14 protein-coding genes are annotated in these 17,290 nt (G+C 70.3%); 6 read left to right on the top strand and 8 right to left on the bottom strand.

The window, feature by feature from the left end:
* Nucleotides 1–65: 65 nt before the first annotated feature.
* Both JNUCC0626_RS10665 and JNUCC0626_RS10660 read right to left on the bottom strand, forming a co-directional pair.
* On the bottom strand, nt 66–2,063 hold the full coding sequence (locus tag JNUCC0626_RS10665) for a tetratricopeptide repeat protein (RefSeq protein ID WP_394619533.1): 1,998 nt from the start codon (nt 2,061–2,063) through the stop codon (nt 66–68).
* 49 nt (nt 2,064–2,112) lie between these two features.
* Nucleotides 2,113–3,537 carry an MFS transporter gene (locus JNUCC0626_RS10660; protein WP_394619532.1) on the bottom strand — a complete coding sequence of 475 codons (1,425 nt, stop codon included), beginning with the start codon at nt 3,535–3,537 and terminating at the stop codon, nt 2,113–2,115.
* 53 nt (nt 3,538–3,590) lie between these two features.
* On the opposite strand from JNUCC0626_RS10660, the gene JNUCC0626_RS10655 reads away from it, so the two are divergent.
* The 3 genes from JNUCC0626_RS10655 to JNUCC0626_RS10645 all read left to right on the top strand — a co-directional run bounded on the left by JNUCC0626_RS10655 (nt 3,591) and on the right by JNUCC0626_RS10645 (nt 8,850).
* Nucleotides 3,591–4,265, top strand: coding sequence for a TetR/AcrR family transcriptional regulator (locus JNUCC0626_RS10655; protein WP_394619531.1), 675 nt, complete (start codon nt 3,591–3,593; stop codon nt 4,263–4,265).
* 42 nt (nt 4,266–4,307) lie between these two features.
* On the top strand, nt 4,308–5,813 hold the full coding sequence (locus JNUCC0626_RS10650; RefSeq protein ID WP_394619530.1) for a hypothetical protein: 1,506 nt from the start codon (nt 4,308–4,310) through the stop codon (nt 5,811–5,813).
* 253 nt (nt 5,814–6,066) lie between these two features.
* Nucleotides 6,067–8,850 (top strand): AfsR/SARP family transcriptional regulator, encoded by a 2,784-nt coding sequence (locus tag JNUCC0626_RS10645; RefSeq protein WP_394619529.1) that lies wholly within the window; start codon nt 6,067–6,069, stop codon nt 8,848–8,850.
* Here the strand turns inward: JNUCC0626_RS10645 and JNUCC0626_RS10640 are convergent.
* From JNUCC0626_RS10640 to JNUCC0626_RS10630, 3 genes are all read right to left on the bottom strand, one after another.
* Nucleotides 8,828–9,238 carry a Calx-beta domain-containing protein gene (locus tag JNUCC0626_RS10640; RefSeq protein WP_394619528.1) on the bottom strand — a complete coding sequence of 137 codons (411 nt, stop codon included), beginning with the start codon at nt 9,236–9,238 and terminating at the stop codon, nt 8,828–8,830. The genes JNUCC0626_RS10645 and JNUCC0626_RS10640 overlap by 23 nt on opposite strands.
* 61 nt (nt 9,239–9,299) lie before the next feature.
* On the bottom strand, nt 9,300–10,244 hold the full coding sequence (locus JNUCC0626_RS10635) for a hypothetical protein (RefSeq protein WP_394619527.1): 945 nt from the start codon (nt 10,242–10,244) through the stop codon (nt 9,300–9,302).
* A gap of 86 nt (nt 10,245–10,330) precedes the next feature.
* Nucleotides 10,331–11,239, bottom strand: coding sequence for a DUF6891 domain-containing protein (locus tag JNUCC0626_RS10630; RefSeq protein WP_394619526.1), 909 nt, complete (start codon nt 11,237–11,239; stop codon nt 10,331–10,333).
* Between the two features lie 91 nt (nt 11,240–11,330).
* On the opposite strand from JNUCC0626_RS10630, the gene JNUCC0626_RS10625 reads away from it, so the two are divergent.
* The 3 genes from JNUCC0626_RS10625 (at nt 11,331) to phoA (ending at nt 14,905) form a co-directional block, all read left to right on the top strand.
* Complete coding sequence (locus tag JNUCC0626_RS10625) at nt 11,331–12,656, top strand: TrkH family potassium uptake protein (RefSeq protein WP_394619525.1); 1,326 nt, start codon at nt 11,331–11,333, stop codon at nt 12,654–12,656.
* Nucleotides 12,646–13,308: a potassium channel family protein gene (locus JNUCC0626_RS10620; protein ID WP_394619524.1), complete on the top strand. Its 663-nt coding sequence runs from the start codon at nt 12,646–12,648 to the stop codon at nt 13,306–13,308. The genes JNUCC0626_RS10625 and JNUCC0626_RS10620 overlap by 11 nt, the downstream gene beginning before the upstream one ends.
* 292 nt (nt 13,309–13,600) lie before the next feature.
* Complete coding sequence (phoA, locus tag JNUCC0626_RS10615) at nt 13,601–14,905, top strand: alkaline phosphatase (protein ID WP_394622008.1); 1,305 nt, start codon at nt 13,601–13,603, stop codon at nt 14,903–14,905.
* A gap of 42 nt (nt 14,906–14,947) precedes the next feature.
* Here the strand turns inward: phoA and JNUCC0626_RS10610 are convergent, their stop codons facing one another.
* The 3 genes from JNUCC0626_RS10610 to JNUCC0626_RS10600 all read right to left on the bottom strand — a co-directional run bounded on the left by JNUCC0626_RS10610 (nt 14,948) and on the right by JNUCC0626_RS10600 (nt 17,290).
* Nucleotides 14,948–15,379, bottom strand: coding sequence for a hypothetical protein (locus JNUCC0626_RS10610; RefSeq protein WP_394619523.1), 432 nt, complete (start codon nt 15,377–15,379; stop codon nt 14,948–14,950).
* A gap of 88 nt (nt 15,380–15,467) precedes the next feature.
* On the bottom strand, nt 15,468–16,118 hold the full coding sequence (locus tag JNUCC0626_RS10605) for a response regulator (protein WP_394619522.1): 651 nt from the start codon (nt 16,116–16,118) through the stop codon (nt 15,468–15,470).
* On the bottom strand, nt 16,109–17,290 hold the full coding sequence (locus JNUCC0626_RS10600) for a sensor histidine kinase (protein ID WP_394619521.1): 1,182 nt from the start codon (nt 17,288–17,290) through the stop codon (nt 16,109–16,111). Before JNUCC0626_RS10600 ends, JNUCC0626_RS10605 begins: the two co-directional genes overlap by 10 nt.

Below are 17,290 nucleotides of genomic sequence, written 5' to 3'. Positions count from 1 at the left end.
GTTCGTAGCATCCGAGGGCATACCGGGCAAAGCGTTGCAAGAACTTTCCGGAGCAATTCCGCCGTCTAGGGGTGGGCCAGGAGGTCGCGGACCTCTTGCGCCTCACGCTCGGCGCCCAGCCGTTCGTAGATGGCCAGCGCGGCCTGCCAGGACGATCTCGCCGACTCGGGTGTGCCTGCCGCGTGCTGAGTCCTGCCCATCAGGAAGAGCGTGCCCGCCTCGCGGAACTGCTGTCCCAGTTCGCGGTACATCCGCAGGGCGGACCGATGATGCAGGAGCGCGGCCGCGCTGTGTCCCGCGAGGGCGAGGTTGGCTCCCAGGTTGTTCAGCACCTGCGCCTCGCCGAGCCGATCGCCGATCTCCTGGCGGATCGCGAGAGACTGCTCGTACCGCTCGCTCGCGCCGGTGTGGTCTCCGAGGTCGCGAGCCGTGTTGCCGAGGTTGTTGAGCGTCTGCGCCATGCCGTACCTGTCGCCGATCGACTGCCAGAGGTCGAGGGCTTCGTGGTAGCGGGCGGACGCCTCGGAAAGGCGGGCCGTCTTGCGGTGGACGGTGCCGATGTCGTTGAGCGTCTTGGCCAGGCCGAACGCGTCGCCGAGAGCGCGGTGCAGGGACAGCGAGCTGTCCAGGAGTGCGAGGGCGTCGTCGTACTGCCGGATGCGCGCGTGCGCGTTGCCGAGTTCGGCAGTCATGGCCGCCTCGCGGAGCCGGTCGCCGGTCGATCTGGCGGCGTCGAGGGCCAGCACGTAGATCGCGTGCAGCTCATCGGTGTGCCGGTAGACGTCGAAGTAGGAGCAGAGGCCTCCCATCAGTGTGAAGAGCGCGTCGTGGTCGTGCTGTTCGGCGGCGAGCCGCAGTGCGGCGTCCAGGACGCGCCAGCCGCGATGCAGCCAATCGAACGCGCTCTTGCGGCTGTCGAAGTGCTCGTCGTCCGGGATGAGTCTGGGGGAGAGGAAGCTTTGCGCTGCAAAGGTTCTGGTCGCGTAGTGCCGCAGCATCCGGGAGAGTGCGGCAGTGCTCTCGTCATCGACTTTCGCGTGACAGCTCGCGTACAACCGGACCAGGTCGTGGAACGTGTACCAGCCGGGAGAGGTACCAGGCTCCACCAAGTGAGCGCGGACGAGTTCCCGGAGCAACTGGCGGACGCGGGGCAGCGGCCGATCAACCAGCGCCGCCGAGCCTTCTACCGGGAACTCGTCGGTGGGGTGCAGGGCGAGCAGGCGGAACAGCCTCGCCTGCTCCGCGTCGAGCGCGCGGTAGGACAGGTCGAACGCGGCGTGCACCCCGCGGCTGTCGCCGTCGTCGAGCAGGTCGAGGCGGTGCTGGGCGTCGGCCAGTTCCTGTTCCCAGTCGGCGTGCGGGTCGGTCGTGATGAGGGCCCGCATGATCCGCAACGCCAGCGGGAGACGTCCGCACAACGTGGCGAGCCCTGGGTGCCCGACCAGGTCGACGGCTTCGGACTCGGCTAGCAGGCCCAGGTCGAGGTGGTGGGCTTCGTCCAGTCCGGACAGTGTGTGCCTGCTGGTGATCACCACCGCGTGCCGCGAGCCCGGCAGCAACGGCCTGACCTGGGCGGTGGAGGCGGTGTTGTCGAGCACGACCAGCATCCGCGGGCGGGAGTGCAGCACGGACCGGTAGAGCACCGCCCGCTGGTCCTCGGTGGGCGGGATCTGGTGGCTGTCGACGCCCAGCGCGCGCAGGAAGCCGTCCAGCGCCTGGGCCGACGAGACGCGGCGGGCCTCGTCGTAGCCCTGGAGGTCGACGAACAGGACGCCGCCGGGGAACTCGCCGTCGTCCACCGCGCGGTGGGCGGCGTGCAGGACGAGTTCGGTCTTGCCGATGCCCGCGAGGCCGGCGACGGAACTCGACACCACCGCCGGGCCTTCGGCCGACCAGCAGGCCCTCAAAGCGGCGAGTTCGGTGTGTCTGCCGCAGAAGACCGCGGTGGCGGGTGGCAGGCCGGACAGCGCGGTCACCAGGATCGGCGCCGGGTGGACGTCGATGCGGCCCACGTGTCCGGCCTGCACGACCTGGCCGTGGACGTCGCCGACCTCGTTGCTCACAAGGCACGGTAACCGCGTGCGTCGCGGACACGCAGTAGGCCATACGAGGTCAAACAGAGCGGGTGCGGAAGTACGCCCAGGCGACGAGCGCCGCGGCCATGGCGGTGAGGGCCAGGCTGCCGATCGTCACGGCGGTCTCGAACTGCTCGGTCTGCCGGGCGGTCCAACCCGGTTGCGCGATGCCGCCCGCGAACAGGACCGCCAGTACGGTGCCGCTGACGGCCACCCCGGCGGCCGAGGTCACCTGGGACGCGGTGTCGACCAGTGCGGCGCCGATCGAGGTGCGGTCCTCGGGCAGTCCTTTGAGGACGTTCACGCCCGCGACCGCGCCGACCACGCGGATGCCGATGGCGACCAGGACCAAAGCGAAGGCGATCGGCAGGTAGCTCAGGCGGCCGAGCGTCGCGTACACGGCCAGTCCGGCTACGACGGCGAGCGCGCCCAGCCAGACGGCGCGGTCCAGGCCGACGCGGCCGACGAACCGGTTGACCACCGGGCCCGCCGCGATCAGGACGGCCACCTGCGGGAGCATGCCGGCCGCGGCGAGGGCGGGGGACCAGCCCCAGTCGAGTTGGAGTTGCAGCGTCACGAGGTAGGTGAGTCCGGCGGCGGCGAGGCCGGTCGCGGCCTTGTAGGCGAGGCCGCTCGACACCAGCGGGTGCCTGATGAGCTTCAGGTCGAGCAACGGGTGGCGGAAAGTGCGTTGGCGCACGACGAAGAGCACCGCCAAAACCAAGGTCAGCGCGGTGGCGCCCGACCCCGCCCACGGGTGGCCGTCGGCGAAGAGGGTGGGCACGACCAGGGCCAGCACGATGGTCGCGGTGCCGAGCACACCACCGAGGTAGTCGGCGGGGTCGCGGTGCAGGTCGTCGTCGGGGGCGATGCCGCGGCCGATGCCGGCGAACGCCAGCGCGGCGATCGGGACGTTGATCAGCAGCAACGCCTGCCAGGGTGCGACGGCCAGCAGGAAGCCGCCCAGGGGTGGGCCGATCGCGAGGCCGACCAGACCGACGGTCGAGATGAGGGTCATCGCGCGGACGCGCAGGTCGTCGGTGCGGAAGAGGCGGAACGCCAGCGCGATCGAACCCGGCGTGGTCATGGCGGCGGCGACGCCCATCACCGAGCGGACGGCGATGAGGCCCGCGGTCGACGTCACGACCAGGGTGGCGAGGCTCGCGAGGCCGAGCAGGGCCAGGCCGATCAGCATCACGCGGCGGCGGCCGCAGCGGTCCGCGACGGCGCCGAACACCAGCATCAGGCCGCCGAACACGACGGCGTAGGAGTTCGAGACCCACTGCAGGGAGGTGGTGGAGGCGTGCAGGTCGCGGCCGATCGTGGGCAGCGCGACGTTCAGGATCGAGTTGTCGAGCATCTCGAAGAGGAACACGGCGGACAGGCCGGCGAGGGCGATCCACGCCTCTCGCAGCGACCGCGGTGAGCGCAGTCCGGGTTGCGCGAGGTCATGAGTAGTCACGAACACTGTTCTACTCACGAACACTGTTCGGGTCAACTGGTAGAGTCACGGGTATGACCAGGAACTCGTCCCGCGAGGAGTGGGCGGACCGGATCGCCGCACTGGACGCGGCGCCGGTGCGCAAGGAGCCGATCACGGTCGGCCGCATCGTCGGGACCGCGCTGGAACTCGTGCGGGCCGAGGGGTTCGACGCGCTGACCATGCGCCGCGTCGCCGCCGCGCTCGGCACCGGGCCCGCGTCGCTCTACGCCCACGTGCGCAACAAGGCCGACCTCGACGACCTGCTCATCGGCACGCTCAGCCGGAACATCACGCTGCCGTCGCCCGATGCCGGACGGTGGCGCGAGCAGGTCGTCGACGTGTGCGGGCAGCTGCGGGACGAGTTCCTGCGGTATCCGGGCATCGCGCGGGCCGCGTTGAACGCCCCGCCCACCAACCTCGACACGCTCCGGATCACCGAGGGGCTGCTCGCGTTGTTCGTGGCGGGCGGGGTGCCGGTGCGGACGGCGGCGTGGACGATCGACGCCCTGCTGCTGTACGTCAGCGCCTACACGTTCGAGTCGTCACTGCGCGGCTCGGTCGACCGCGACGAGATGCTGGCGCGGCTGGGGATGCTGCCGACGAGCCGGTTCCCGTTGGTGGTGGAGCACGCTTCGGAGCTGAACTCGGGCGACGGGCACGAGCGGTTCGAGTTCGCGCTGCGGCTGATGCTCGGCGGGCTCGGGTAGGGTTCCGATCATGACGAACAGAATCGAGTTCTTCTCCGCCCGGTGAGCGAGACCCGCGAGCAGGTGCTCGCTCTCCTCGCCCAGTACGACGGTGATCCGCGGCGGCTGCACGACGAGGTGGTCGCTCTCGACCTCCCGCCCGTCGAGGACTTCGTCTTCTACAACTTCGCGGAACCCGAGCCTCCCGTGGTGGACGCGGCCCGGTGGTTGCTGTCTCACGGTGCTGACGACCGCGTCCGCTTCCTGGGCCTCCACCTGATCGCGCGGGCGGCCGAACTCACGGACGTGCCGGCGATCGTCGCGGCGGGGCAGTCGCCGGTAGCGGCGAGGTGCGCCTTCGACGCCTTGCTGCGCATCCCCGGTGCCGAGCAGGACGCCATCGATGTCGCCGAGGGTGCACGCGCCGAGGGCCGCCCGATCAGCCCTCCGTCCCAGCATCCTCATCCGCTGGTCAGGGACTGGATCCGGGAGCGGGTCCGCCCCGGCGCCCCCTCGCGCAGGGTGGCCATCGCGCAGGACCTGCTGGGGCTGCTCGACCAGTTCGACGTGCCGGACCGGCTGTGGGACCAGGCCGGCAGGCTGCTGCACGGCATGGCCTGGACGCGCAGCTACACGGTGCTGCACGCGTACCCGGACGCGGTCGCCGCGTGCCGCCGCTGGGTCGCGCTCGCTCACCTCCGTCCCGCCACCGTCGAACGGCTCGTCGCGCTCGTCTCGTTCGCCGACGAACTCGCCACCGGCTACGGGGCCCTGGTGCTCGGCGACCAGCGCGTCGATCTGGTGGCGGAGCTGAAGAAGGTCGCGGCGGCGTGGCTCGGCGAACTCGGTCCGGTCAGTCCGTGGGCGGCGCACCGGGTGGCCGCGCTGGACGTGCCGGGGTCCGGGTTCGCCGTGCGGGTCGTGACGTCGCCGCCGGACCCGGTGAGCTTCGCCGAGGCCAGGGTGGTGATCGACGGCGTGCCGATCGCGGCCAGGGTCTTCGGCTGTTTCCGGGCCGACGTGCCGGAGGACCTGTTGCCGCGCCTCGCCGCCACCGCTGAGCCGCGCGAGATCGTCGTGGACGAGAACGACAACGTCGAGTTGCGGGTCACGATCGCGCGCGAGGGCGACGAAGTCGTGTGGCGCGACTGGAAGTGTGAGATCGGTGCCAGGCTGCCGGGTGACCACAGGTTCGACGCGGCGGCCTACGACCGCGAGGTCGCCCGCGTCACGCGGGACCACACCTGGGAGTGGCCCGCGAGGACGGTGTCGCGGCTCATCAACGAACGCCTGGGCGCCGACCCGTCGATCCTGGGGCGGTGGGGGTGCGGTCGCGGGTCGTGCTGGTCCTCGTGGGAGAGCCCGGATGTGGCCGAGCTCGCCTTCTCGTACGCGGAGATGTTCACCGACGCCCACTTCAGGTTCCGGGTGCGGATCGACGTGGAGGGGCGGGATCCGGGCGAGGTGGCGGACGAAACGATCGCGGGGCTCGAAATCGCTGGTCAGCTGCTCGGTATGAGTCTCCGTTTGCAGTTTCGCTTAAGGGACTATCAAGCCTTCCCCAAATGAGATGCGGTGAGCCTCGTACGGTCCCTAACCTCGATCCATGAGGCTTGTGCTCTGGATCACAATCGCCGGCGCGTGCGCGCTCAGCGGTGACCACGCGCTCGCGGCCGTCCTGGGTGTGCTCCTGGTCGGCTGCGCGACGGACCGCGTCCGTCCGTAGGAGGCTGCGATCGGGGCGAACCGGCTGTGCAATTGCCGGTTTCGTCCCACGTTCAGCGCTACGACCAGTGAATTGCGCGGGCTAACGTAACGCGATGTGCGGCGAACTGACGGTGAGGTGCGGATCCTCGGGCCCGTAGAGGTGTGCGGGCCGCAGGGGACCGCGGTCCTCACCGGGGCCCGGCAGCGCAGCATCGTCGCGGTGCTCGCCCTCAACGCCGGCATGCCGGTGGCCATCAACCGCCTTGTGGACGTGCTGTGGGGGGACGATCCGCCGCGCACGGCCGTGAGGTCGTTGCACAGCCACGTCGCGCGGGTGCGGCAGGCGCTCGCCGACTGCGGCATGCCCGGCGCGCTCATGACCAAGCCGGGCGGGTACCAGCTCGACGCCAACGTGGACGCGGCGGCGTTCGACCGGACCCGCGATCTGAGTCTGTGGCGGGGTGAACCGCTGGCCGGCACGGAGTTGTTCGGGTGGGGGCGCGCGGAGGTCGATCGGTTGCGGGAGCAGCGGATCACGGCGCTGGAGACGTTCTGGGGCGAGCGGCTCGAGCAGCGCGACGCGATCGAGGAACTCGAACGGCTGGTGGTCGGCCATCCCACCCGGGAACGGTTGGCAGGGCTGCTGATGCGGGCGTTGCACCACGACGGCAGGCATGCCGACGCGCTCGACGTGTTCCGAAGACTCAGGCAGCGGCTCGCCGACGAGCTTGGTGCCGATCCCGGGCCGGAGACCAGCGCCCTGCACACGGCCATCCTGCGCCGCGATCCCTTGCTGCACAGTGCGAAACCCGCTCAGTTGCCCGCCCGCGCCGGGCACTTCACCGGCCGCACCGCCGAGTTCGCCGAACTCGAGAACCTGCCGCCGATCGTCGTGGTCTCCGGCGTGGCGGGCGTCGGGAAGACCACCTTCGCGGTCGAGTGGGCGCGGCGCGTCGCCGACCGGTTCCCCGACGGGCAGGTGTTCCTGGACCTGCAACGGCTCACGCCCGCCCAGGCGTTGACCGAGATGCTGCACGGCCTCGGCGTCCCGGCGGACCGGGTTCCGGCCGATCCCGCGCCGCTGTACCGGAGTTTGTTGCACGGCAAGAGAATCCTGATCCTGCTCGACGACGTCCGGCGCGCCAGGGACGTGCTGCCGCTGGTGCCGGGTGATCAGGGCAACCTGCTGCTGATCACGAGCCGCGACGCGCTCTCGGCCCTGGGTACGCGGCACGCCGTGCACACCGTGAGCCTCGGCCTGCTCAGCGAAACAGAAGCGCACGACCTGCTGACCGGAATCCTCGGCGAGTCCAGAACGAACGCCGAGGCAGCCGCCACCGCCGACCTCGCCGTCCACTGTGGACGACTGCCGCTCGCCCTCAGGATCGCCGCGGCCCGCCTCGCGATCCGGCCGAGCCGCCGGATCGCCGACCTCGTGCGCGAACTCACCCGCAACGACCCGTTGGACGTCCTGTCGGTCGACGGCGACGACCGCACGGTCCGCACGGTGTTCGCGAGCGCGCACCGGACGTTGAGCCCGCAGGCCGCGCGGCTCTTCCGGGTGCTCGGCGAACATCCCGGCGCGAGCTTTCCCGCCGACCTCGCCGACGCGCTCGGACCGGGCCTGGACGAACTCGTCGCCTCGCACCTCGTCAGCGAGACCGGCACCGGCCGGTACGCGTTGCACGACCTGATCCGCCTGTTCGCCCGGCAGAGCGGCGACCTCGGCGACGGCGCCGAACGCCTGCTGGACCGGTACCTCACCATCGCGCACGCGGCGGGTCAGGTGCTCAACCCGCGCCACGACCTGGTGAGCAGACCGCCGTCGGACGACCTGCCGTTCGGTGACGACCGCGCCGAGGTGCTCGCCTACCTCGACGCCGAACGCGACAACCTGCTGCACGTCATCCGATTCGCTGCGACACAAGGCCTGCACCGCGAGACCTGGCAACTCGCCTACCTGCTGACGAGCTACTTCGAGGCGCGCGGCAACTGGGCGGCCCGCGTCGAGCAGTGCGAACACGCCGTCGACGCCGCCCGCGCGCTCGGCGACCAGCGCGCCGAGGCGGAAATGCTGCGGGGACAGGGGATCGCGCTGCAGATGACGTCCCGCATCGCCGAAGCCATGATCGTGCAACGGCAGGCGCTCCAGCTCACCCGCGAAGCCGGCGACCTGCGCGGAGAAGCCAGGCTGCACAACAACATCGGCAACGCGCACTCGGAACTCAGGGCGTTCGGCGAGGCGTTGAAGTCCTACCAGGCAGCCATGGAGGTGCACGGCGCCGCGGGCGACGACGTGGGCGTGGCATTGGCCCGGCGCAACCTCGGCTACACCTACGTCCGGATGGGCAGGCCGGAGCAGGCCGCCGAACCGCTGTTCAAGGCGCTGGACACGTTCCGCGCCAAGGAGAACCGGCGACTGGAGGCCGCGACGCTGATGACGCTCGGCGACGCCTTCCACCGGCTCGCCGACCACGCCCCGGCGTTGCTCTACTTCGGCGACGCGCTGAAGATCAGCCGCGAGATCGCCGACCGCCGCTTCGAGGCCGACGCGCTGACCGGACTCGGCGTGACCCAGCTGGCGCTGGAAGATCCCGCCGCGGCCAGGGCGAACCTCACCGCCGCGCTCACCGTCTGCCGCGACCTGGGCGACGGCCACCGGGAGGCCTCGACGTTGCGCGACCTCGCCGAGGCGGAACTCGCCCTGGGCGAACGAGAATCGGCCCGCGACCACCTCACCGAGGCGTTGCACGCGCGGACCCAGGCCCCGGACGAGTTCGAACAGGCCCTGGTCCACCGCACGTTCGCCGACCTGGAGGGCCGGAACGGGCGGTGGACCGAGGCCGTGCGGCACTGGGCTCAGGCCGTCAGGCTGTTCACCTCTTGCCGGCGATCGTGAACACGGCCACCCGCTTGCCGATCTGGCCCTGCTTCACCGCGGTGATCTCCAGCGTGAACTTCTTCTCCTGACCCGTTACCCGGATCACCTTGTACGGCACCGCGCCCTGGGCCTCGCCCGCCTTGATCGTGACCGTGCCGCGCGGCGCCGCCGAGTAGTCCTCACCCAGCTTCGCGGTGCCGTCGACGAACCGGTACGCGACCTCGACGTCCTGCTTCGCCGGACCGTTGCGCAGCTTCAAAGTCGCCGTGTACGAGTCCGCCGACTCGTGCACCGGACCGTCGATCGCGTCCACGACGACCGGGCAGTCCGGCGGTTGGCAGTCCGCTGCTCCGTGCGCGGGCACGATCCCGAGCAGAAGCAGCAACAACACCATGATGGTCTTCATTGACAACCCTTTCGGTGGGTCCGTCTCCGAGTAACGGAGACGGACCCACCGGGGTTGATACTCAGTCCTTCTCGTTGATCAGGTACTGGGCACCGCCGAGGTCCGCGCCCTGGGCGTCGAGCTGGCGCACGTGCAGCTCGGCCGGACCGGCCTCGCGCTCGGTCGCGAACGTCAGCGCGGTCTCCACCCGCTCCTCACCCTTGAGCACGATGCCGTCGAAACGGGCCTTCGCCTCGGCCAGCAGGAACTGCGTCTCACCGACCTGCTTCACACCGACGGCCCTGCCGCCTGCCTGCTTCCAGCGCGCGGTCAGCTCCTGGCCGAGGTCGAACGTCACGGTGCCCGCGAACGGCCGGGGCGCCTCGATCAGCAACGCCTGCCGGGCGTCGCCGCGGTCCGGGTTGCCGATCGTGTACGGCACCTTGACCGGCTCGAACGGCCGCACCCGCACCGAGTCGACGTTGCGCCACGCGATGTTGTTGTTCCGCTGGGCGTTGAGCTGGGTGTTGGGGCCCTCGGCGAACGTCATCGGGTCTGCGTTCGACACCCACCGGGCGAGCAGGCAGAAGTGCGCGGGACCGGGCACGTTCGCGCCGTTCCAGGTGATCATCACGGTGGTGCCGGCCACCGGCACGCTCGCCCCGCTGACGCCGACGAAGGTCCAGCCACCCGGCCACGCCGTGCCGCCACCGAGGTTGCTGCGGTACAGGTACAGGGCGCCGTCGATGTTGCCGATGCCGCCGGGCTTGCGTCTCAAGTTCACGAAGACGTAGTTGTTCACGCCGACGATCGGGTTCTGGGACACGGCGCACGGCACCGGCGTGTGGCACACCTTGATGTCCGGGCTGTAGTAGATGCTGCCGGTGCTGGGCTCGTTGCCGACGTCGCTCACGTTGTCGCGGACGAAGACGTCGCGCTGGAACGGCGTGGCGCTCACGGCGGGTGCGATGAGCGTCGCGATCGCGAGCAGCCCCGCCAGCACCGTCGCCAGTTTGGCTTTCACCATGTCCTCCTCGGTTGGGGTCCTACGACCGAAGAGGTACCGGCGTGCTGTTGTGGCGAGGTTGTCGCGCTGTTGTCCCCGGACAGGGACTAGCCCACGAGGCGGCGGCGCCAGTCGAGCGGCACGGTGATCGTGCGGTTGGGGTCGCGGTCCCACTCGGCGTTCAGCCCCACGGCTCGCAGCGCTGCGACGACCTCGTCACCGATCGCCGTCGTCGTCTCGGCCGTGCCGTCGAAACCGCCGTAGAGCAACGTCAGCCCGTGGCCTTCCGCGGCGTGTTCGGTGCACTGGTTGTGGAAGTAGACGAACCCGCGTGCGCCCGGTGCGGCCTCGGCGCCGATCTCGTCCTGACCGCACGTGCGGCAGCAGGTGAAGTTCTCGCGGGCGGTGACGCCGTTGCCGTCGAGGGCGGCGAACGCGCGGGTCAAGCGTTCGGGGTCGGTCTCGCCCTGCCAGCCCGCCTGCTCCTCGACGCGTTCGACCCACAGCCGGTCGGCCAGCGCCCGCGCCTGCTCCGGCGAGACGGGCCTGCGGTCGCCGTCGACCAGGTACTCCTCGGCCAGTTCCGCCAGCTTGACGCGGGAGGTGTAGCCGCCCGCCAGTTCGGTGCGGACGCGGGTCTCGAGCTGCGTGCGTTCCTCGTCGGACAGGTCGAGCGGCGGGACCTCGGGGGCGGCCGGCAGGGCGAGCGGGTCCCAGGTGAGAGCGCTGTCCCAGCCCTCGTCCGCACGAGCCCAGCCGGTGAGCGCGGCGATCACCTGGTCCACGTCCCCGGTCGACGTCTCGAACTGGCCGGTGGCGTCGCGGTGCTCGACGGTGTACGCGCCGCCGTTCTCGTGCCAGATCTGGGCGAACACGTTCGGCTGGTCCGGGACCCGCTGGAGCACGAGGAACCGGTCGCCCTCGCCGCCGACGCGTCGCACGAGGTCGGCGAGCTCCTCGGCGGACGGGCGGACGTGCCGCTCCCAGTTCTCGGTCTCCACGACGATCGCAAGCATGCGAAGACTCTAAACAGGCCTTACGTGGGCGATGTCCCGGACCACGACCTGCCGTCCGACATGTCCTGGATGGACGTTCTAGGCTGTCGCGGTGATCAACGGGTGGCGGCACCCCGCCCGCCTCGTCGTCCTCGCCTTCCTGGCGGCCACCGCGGCCGGAACGGCGCTGCTGATGCTGCCGGTCTCCGCTGAGACCGGCGAGACGACCGGGTTCATGACAGCGCTGTTCACCGCCGTTTCCGGGGTCTCCGGCACCGGCTTGGCGGTGGTCGACACCGGGTCGCACTGGTCGGTGTTCGGCGAGGTCGTGCTGCTGGTGCTGTGGCAGGTAGGCGGGTTCGGCATCATGACGCTCGCGTCGCTGCTGGCGTTGCTGGTCTCGCACCGGCTCGGCCTGCACATGCAGCTCACCGCCAAGACCGAGACCAACACGCTGAACCTCGGCCAGGTGCGCCGGGTCGTTCTCGGTGTGGTCGTGACCAGCCTGGTGGTCGAGGCGATCGGCGCGGTGCTGCTCATGCTGCGCTTCTGGCTCGGCTACGGCGAGTCGTTCGGGCGGGCGCTGTACTCGGGTGTGTTCCACTCGATCTCGGCGTTCAACAGCGTCGGTCTCGCGCTCTACCCGGACAGTCTGATGCGGTACGCGACGGACCCGTGGGTGTGCTTCCCGATCATGGCGCTCTCGGTGACCGGCGGCCTCGGGTTCCCGGTGCTGTTCGAGTTCCTGCGGCGGCACCGCAAGCGGTGGTCGCTGCACACCAAGATCACCGTGCCGGTCTACCTGGGGCTGATGGCGTTCTGCACGCTGACCGTGCTCGCCGTCGAGTGGGGCCGTGCCGGGACGCTCGGGCCGTACGGCTTCTGGGACAAGCTGCTGATCGGGCTGTTCCACGGCGTCATGCCCGGAGCGGCCGGGTTCAACACCGTCGACGTCGCCCAGTTGCAGCCGGCCACCATGCTCGTCAACGACGTGATGATGTTCGTCGGCGGTGGCAGCGCGAGCACCACCGGCGGCATCAAGGTGACGACGTTCGCGCTGCTCGCGTTCGTGCTGCTGGCCGAGGTCCGCGCGGAGCCCACCGTGCACGTCATGGGCCGCCGGATCAGCTCGGAGGTGCAGCGCCAGGCCGTCACGGTCGCGCTGCTCGGCGTCGGCGTGGTGATGGCCGGGACCATGATCCTGCTCGCCACCAGCACGTTCAGCCTCGACGACGTGCTCTACGAGACCACGGCGGCGTTCGGCGGCGTCGGCATGTCCGCCGGGATCACCTCCCAGCTGTCCGTGACGGGGCAACTGGTCATCATCGTGCTGATGTTCGTCGGCAGGGTCGGGCCGATCACCCTGGTGTCGGCCCTGGCGCTGCGGGAACGTCGCCGGCGCTACGAACTACCCGAGGAGCGACCCATTGTCGGATAAGCAGGCATCCCGCGTCGTCGTGCTCGGACTGGGCCGCTTCGGCAGCTCGCTCGCGCTCGAACTGGTCGCGCAGGGCGTCGAGGTCATGGCGATCGACTCGGACCCGAAGCTCGTGCAGCGGCACGCCGACGACGTCACGCACGCCGTCGTCGCCGACACCACTGACGCCGAGGTCATGCGCCAGCTCGGCGTGGACGAGTTCCAGCGCGCGGTCGTCGGCATCGGCACCGACCTCGAGGCGTCGATCCTGACCACCGCCGTGCTGGTCGACTTCGAGATCCCCAACATCTGGGCCAAGGCCATCAGCCGCGAGCACGGCCGCATCCTCGAACGCATCGGCGCGCACCACGTCGTGCTGCCCGAACACGAGATGGGCGAACGGGTCGCGCACGTCGTCACCGGCAAGATGCTCGACTACATCGAGTTCGAGGACGACTACGCGATGATGAAGGCGTTGCCGCCGCACGAGGCGATCGGCAAGCCGCTCGGGCAGAGCAAGCTGCGCGGCAAGTACGGCGTGACGGTGGTGGGCGTGAAGCGGCCGGGGGAGGGCTTCACCTACGCCACGGCGGAGACCGTGATCGAACGCGGGGACGTGCTGATCATCGCGGGCAAGGTGACGGACGTGGAACGGCTCGCGGACAGGACGTGACGCTGGCCCGGGCTGGGGCGGATGACGGGTTTGCGGCGGTCGCCCGCCTCGCCGGGTTGCGGCCGGAAGGTCCGCCAGAAGGCCCATCCGAGTAGTACGTCTGGTCGCCTTGTTCATCAGAAGGCAGGTCAGCGCACACCTCCACGACGCGTGAGGCACACGCGGAAGTGAGGTACTTCGGCGTCCCGCTGTCGTGCTTGTGGAGGTGTTCGGAGTGGGAGCGTTGAATCGGAAGGGCTGGACGGCCCTGGCCGCGCTCGGACTGGTCGTCGCGGCGGTCGCGCCGTCGGCCATGGCGCAGGACGACGCGTCGAAGCGCAGCGCGTCGTCCGGTGACCGCACGCAGGAGGTGCGCCAGGCCATCCAGGGTGGCAAGGCGCGCAACGTCATCCTGTTCATCGGGGACGGCATGGGCGACTCGGAGATCACGAGTGCCCGCAACTACTCGCGCGGTGCCGCGGGCAGACTGAACATGGACACGTTCCCGCTCACCGGCGCGTACACGACGTACGCGGTGACGCGGAACGATCCGTCCAAACCGGACTACGTGACCGACTCGGCCGCGTCCGGCACCGGCTGGGCGACCGGCACGAAGACCTACAACGGCGCGATTTCCGTTGATGCGTATGGCAACGCGGTGCCGACGTTGCTGGAGCTGGCCAAGCGCCAGGGTTACCGCACCGGCGACGTGACCACCGCCGAGGTGCAGGACGCGACGCCCGCCGTGCTCGGATCGCACGTCGTCAACCGCGACTGCAAGGGACCGGACGAGACGTCGGCCAAGTGCGCGGTGAACGCCAAGGAGAACGGCGGCGCCGGCTCGATCGCCGAGCAGCTCGTGCAGACCCGCCCGGACGTGCTGCTGGGTGGTGGCGCCAAGTACTTCAACCAGACCGTGAAGTCCGGTCAGTTCAAGGGCAAGACCGTGCTGGACCAGGCGAAGGCCGCCGGCTACCAGCTCGCGACGGACGCGAAGGCGCTCCAGTCGGTGAAGAAGGACAAGCCGGTGCTCGGCCTGTTCGCGGACTCGAACATGGAGGTCCAGTGGGCGGGTCCGGCCGCGAAGGTCGGCGGCACCCCGGCGGCGAAGTGCACGCCGAACCCCGCGTTGCCGGCGGCCGCGCCGAAGCTCGCCGACATGACCCGCAAGGCGCTGGACCTGTTGGACCACGGCAACAAGCGGGACAAGGGCTTCTTCCTCCAGGTCGAGGGCGCGAGCATCGACAAGCAGGACCACGCCGCCAACCCGTGCGGTCAGATCGGCGAGACCGTCGGGTTCGACGACGCGATCGCCGCCGGGCTCGCGTACGCGCGCAGCCACCAGGACACGCTCGTCGTCGTGACGGCTGACCACGGCCACACCAGCCAGATCATCCCGAACGGCACGGCGAGCCCCGGCCAGACCGCCACGCTGATCACGCACGACAACGCCGAGATGACCATCAACTACGCCACCAACACCCCTGGCGCGTCCCAGGAGCACACCGGTACGCAGGTGCGCATCGCGGGCTACGGGCCGCAGGCGGCGAACGTCGTTGGCGTGACCGACCAGACCGACCTGTTCCACACGATCAGCCGCGCGTTGTCGTTGCGCTGACCCCGGGAAGGGCCCGCGCTGTCCGGCGCGGGCCCTTCCGCGTCACCTGGTCAGGCGGTACTGCCAGCCCAGACCCGAGGTGCTGCAGTCGTTCGTGCGCTGCGACGCCGTGTAGGTCCAGCCGCTCGGCACCGTGCACGCCCACAGGCCGACCGACGGCGTGCGCAGCCGGTATCTCGGGGCGAGACCCGAGGTGCTGCAGTCGTTCGAGCGGTCGACGATGTCGTAGGTGAAGCCGGACGGCAGCGTGCACGCGACCAGGTTGTTCACCGGCTGACGCACGTAGTAGTAGGGCATGAAGCCCGTCCCGCAGGTGTTCACCCTCCGCTCCACCTGGATGAAGGTGTGGCCGCTCGGGACGCTGCACGCCCAGCCGTCGAACGCCGAGGCAGGTGCGGCGACGGCGGTCATGGCGCCCGCGGTGAACACGCCCGCCAGCACGACGGCGCGCAGGCGGCTGAACAGCTTGGACATCTTGGCTCCTCCTGAAGGACTTCGGCGGCTCTGGAACGATCATGCTGGCCGCCGGGGGCCCGCGCCTCAGACCAAAGTCGGAGCCTCCTCAGCCCAGTTCGGCGTCGTGCACGCAGCGGGCGACCTGCACCCGGTTGGTCGCGCCGAACTTCACGAACACGTTGCCCACGTGGGTTTTCACCGTCGCGACGCCCATGTGCAACGCCTTGCCGATCTCCTGGTTGGTGCGGCCGTCGCTGATCAACACCGCGACGTCGCGTTCGCGCGTGGTGAGGCTCGCGACGAGCGCGCGGGCCGTGAGTTGCCGGTCGTTCGGGCGGACGGCGGCGGCGATCACCTGGTTCGTGACGCTGGGGGACAACGCCGGTTCGCCCGCCGCGACCCGCCGGATCGCCGTGATGACGTCCTCGGGTGGCGTGTCCTTCAGCAGATAGCCGTTCGCTCCGGCCCTGAGCGCCGCCAGCACGAGTTCGTCGGTGTCGAACGTCGTGAGGATCAGGATGCGTGCCGGTGTCCCTCTCTCGCGCAGCCTTGACGTTGCGCGCACGCCGTCCATCCGTGGCATCCGGATGTCCATCAACACGACGTCGGGCATGGCGCTGGACGTGACGTTCAGGGCCTCTTGCCCGTCGCCCGCCTCACCTACTACAACCACGTCGGGTGCGCCGCCCAGCACGGTTTTCAGGCCCGCACGGACCTGGACGTCGTCGTCGACCACCAGAACCCTGATCACTGCCACGGCAACTCCGCCCTGACCTCGAAGATGTTCGCGTCCGTGTTCGTCGTCAGCACGCCGCCGGCGAGCGCCGCCCGTTCCTCCAGGCCCCGCAACCCCACTCCGGCCGACGGCAGCGAATGGCCCGTGCCGGTGATCTGGTTGCGGATGCTCAGGTCGAGGGTCGCGCCTCCGGACAGCCGGACCTCCACGGCCGCGCCGGGAGCGTGCTTGCGGGCGTTGGTGAGCGACTCCTGCACGATCCGGAAGGCCGTGCGCGACAACGACTCCGGCACGTCCGCGAGCGCCCGGTCCAGTCCTCGGGTGTCGAGCGAGACCTTGCCGCCCGCCTCGTGCACGTCGGCCAGCAACGCACTCAGCTCCGCGAGCGTGGGCGGCGACGGCTCGTCGGCACGCAACACCCCGAGCACCTCGCGCAGTTCGGACAACGCCAGCCGCGCGTTGCCGTGGATGATCGACGCCGTCTCCGCCGCGTGCTCGCGGGTGAGGTCGTCGCGGTAGGTCAACGCCCCGGCGTGCAGTGCCACCAACGAGATCCGGTGCGTCAGCACGTCGTGCATCTCGCGGGCGATGCGGGTCCGTTCGGCCGTTCGGGCGGTGAGTGCCTGCTCGCGTTCGGTGGCCAGCGCCCGCTGGTGCATCGCCTCGGCCAGGTCGCGGCGCATCCCGACGTAGTACCCGGCGGCGACCGTGGCGACGAACAACGCTGTCCCGAGCAGCAGGTTGATGGCGACGGCCGAGGCCGTGATGCGCAACCCGACTGCGTAAGGCGCGTACACGACCGTGCCGAGGAACAACGACACGAACCACACCGAACCCGTTGCGGCGACCCAGGACCAGCGCCGCCCCGTGGCCATCGTCGCCATCGCGATCAACGCCGGCCCGAAGCTCGATACCGAGACCCCGACCGGTGCGGCGGTGAGGCAGGCGGCGGCCAGCGGGTAGCGGTGCCGGGCCGCCAGCAGGCCGATCGTGCCGAGGCCGAGTACCACGTCGATCGTCAGCGTGGTGATGACGATGTGGCGGTGCTGGTCCATGTGCGGGCCGGTGAGCGCCCACGCGGCCATCGCGCCCCAGACCAGCAGGCCGCCGGCGGCCGCGGTGAGGTCGGTGCCGACGTGCTGCCAGCGGCGGAGGGTGGTGGAGGGCAGGGAGGAGGCGCGCGGCACGGGCAC

The organism is Lentzea sp. JNUCC 0626 (genome assembly GCF_043632865.1).
Classification (GTDB): domain Bacteria; phylum Actinomycetota; class Actinomycetes; order Mycobacteriales; family Pseudonocardiaceae; genus Lentzea.
Note: the sequence above shows the minus strand (reverse complement) of the source record. Positions and strands in the feature narration are given on the sequence as shown.

Coding starts and splice junctions, on each gene's coding strand:
- JNUCC0626_RS10655 (WP_394619531.1), top strand. CDS start 3,591: ATGACCAGGAACTCGTCCCGCGAGGAGTGGGCGGACCGGATCGCCGCA.
- JNUCC0626_RS10640 (WP_394619528.1), bottom strand. CDS start 9,238: ATGAAGACCATCATGGTGTTGTTGCTGCTTCTGCTCGGGATCGTGCCC.
- JNUCC0626_RS10635 (WP_394619527.1), bottom strand. CDS start 10,244: ATGGTGAAAGCCAAACTGGCGACGGTGCTGGCGGGGCTGCTCGCGATC.
- JNUCC0626_RS10630 (WP_394619526.1), bottom strand. CDS start 11,239: ATGCTTGCGATCGTCGTGGAGACCGAGAACTGGGAGCGGCACGTCCGC.
- phoA (WP_394622008.1), top strand. CDS start 13,601: ATGGCGCAGGACGACGCGTCGAAGCGCAGCGCGTCGTCCGGTGACCGC.
- JNUCC0626_RS10610 (WP_394619523.1), bottom strand. CDS start 15,379: ATGTCCAAGCTGTTCAGCCGCCTGCGCGCCGTCGTGCTGGCGGGCGTG.